This is a genomic window from Deinococcota bacterium (assembly GCA_030858465.1).
GTDB lineage: Bacteria > Deinococcota > Deinococci > Deinococcales > Trueperaceae > JALZLY01.
Map to the genome: position 1 here is coordinate 1 of JALZLY010000198.1, position 2,143 is coordinate 2,143.

Here is a 2,143-nt window from a genome sequence, read left to right on the forward strand (position 1 = left end):
GCCTCGATCAACTTTATTACCGCCCATGACGGCTTTACCTTAGAGGACCTGGTCTCCTACGAGGAAAAGCACAACGAAGCCAACCTAGAGGACAACCGCGACGGCGAGAGCAACAACCACAGCGTCAACTGTGGTGTCGAAGGTGCGAGCGAGGATCACGACATCTTGTTGTGCCGGGAAACCTTAAAGCGCGGGCTCATGGCCACGCTCTTTTTGTCGCAGGGCGTGCCCATGCTCTTAGGCGGCGACGAACTCTCCAAAACGCAACGGGGCAACAACAACACCTATGCTCAAGACAACGACCTCAACTGGTACGACTGGGACCTCGACGCGCGCAAAGAGGCTTTTTTGTCGTTTATGAAGCAAATTATCGCCTTTAGAAAGGCCCACCCCAGCTTCCGGCGGCGCAACTTTTTAACGGGCGAAGGCGGTGAAGGCGACTACAAGGACGTCTCCTGGTGGCACGCCCGCGGTCATGAGATGACGCCCGAGGACTGGACCAACCCCGAGCTTCCCGCCTTTGGCATGCTGCTTTACGGCGACTCTTTGAAGGAGACCGATGCGCTCGGCCGGCCACTCACCGACGACACCTTTTTGGTGCTCTTTAGCGGCCAGAAGACGAGCCGCTTTACGCTGCCGCCGACCCCGCACGGGGAAACCTGGGAAAAGCTCTGGATTACCGCGCCGGACCAGATCAGGCGCCAGCCGCTGAGCGAGCCGGGCAGCGTGGTCAGCTTAAAGCCACGGCTGGTCACGGTCTACTGCGCCGCCGCCGCCAAGCCCGAGCCAGCACGGCTGTTTTAATGGGCGACCTGGTGGGTATTTTAAGGGGGGCGACCCGGCTGTGCGCCCCTACCCGCGCACGAGCACCAGCCAGGGCAGTGGAAGGTCGGCGAGGTCGAGCGCCTCGTCGGCGCTGACGGTCTGCCCGGTGAGAACGTCCGTCCAGTCTGAACCCTGCAACCTGTCGGGCAGGGGCAAGCGGGTGCCCCCTTGCCCCTGAGCGTCCAAACCCTCCAAAACGGCGGGAAAGCGCGTCACCACGACGAGCAGGCTGGCCTCTTCGGCGTCGCGCAGATAGGCTAAAAAGTGAGCTGCGGCCGGGCCTTGGGGCTCTAAAGCCTGATAGCCACCCTCGAAGAGTTCCTGGTGAACCTTTCTAAACCGCAAAAGTCTGGCGGTGAGGTAAAGCTTGAGCCTCTCCTCTTCAGCCTCGAGCATCGCCCCTAGCGCCTCCGCGTCCGGGGAGGTGAGGAGAGGTTCAAAGTCTTCAAGAAGCTCCGCGCGCTCCTTAAAGTCGACCGGGCGCCGGTTGTCGGGGTCGACGAGGGAAAGATCCAAAAGCTCGGTTCCCTGATAGAGGTCGGGCACGCCCGGCGAGGTCAGCTTGAGGACGAGCTGGCTTAAGCTGTTTCTAAAGCCGTAGCGGGCCAGCTCACGGGCGAGCGGCCCGATGGTGGCCGCTAATTCAGGGTCGTCAAGGGTGCTGGCGATAAAGCGCTCGAGCGCCGCTTCGTAGTCGCTGTCGGGGTTGAGCCAGCTCGTTTGCTCCTTAGCCTCACGGGCTGCCTTTTGCATGTAATCGCTCAAGCGTTCCTTGAGGCCGTCGCGCTCCGCGCCCGCAAAGAGCGCTACCAGCACCTGATAAAAGAGGTAGACGTCGCCGTCGGCGGGCAGCCGCTCTAAGGGCTGTTGGCGGGCCCTTGCGGAGAGTTTGTCGAGCGTTTCTTGCCAGGCCTCGTGGCGTTCGGCGAGGACGATCATGCGCATGCGCGTGTCCTCGCCGCGCTTGTGGTCGTGCGTGGCGGTGGCGAGGAGGTTGTGCGGGTAGCGGTGCGCCCGGAAGCGGGCGTGGGCGTGAAAGGCCTGCGGGGTCACGCCGAAATGGTCCGGCTCGCCGCCGACCTCGTTTAAAGCGGCGAGCCGCAGATAACGGTAAAAGGTGGTGTCCTCGACGCCCTTGGCCGCTAACGGCGCGGTGTACTGCTGAAACCGCCCTACCCAGGCCTCTCTCGCCTCTTGGAGGTCCTCTTTCACCTCACCCAAAAGCACCTTGGAGATAAACTCAAAGACGGTGGGCTCGGTGATGGGGTTGCGCCGCCTCGCCTCGTAGACCGCGTGCCGGATGACCTCCTCGGCCTCC

The 2,143-nt window shown here is 62.5% G+C and carries 2 protein-coding genes; one reads left to right on the forward strand and one right to left on the reverse strand.

All coding sequences use genetic code 11. The annotated features are described in order from the left end of the window. The coding region (locus M3498_10110) for a glycogen debranching enzyme GlgX (protein ID MDQ3459635.1) at nucleotides 1-804 on the forward strand (804 nt) is incomplete at its 5' end. A gap of 48 nt (nucleotides 805-852) precedes the next feature. Here the strand turns inward: M3498_10110 and M3498_10115 are convergent. After that, nucleotides 853-2,143 (reverse strand): malto-oligosyltrehalose synthase (locus tag M3498_10115; protein MDQ3459636.1); only part of this gene is annotated, 1,291 nt, incomplete at its 5' end.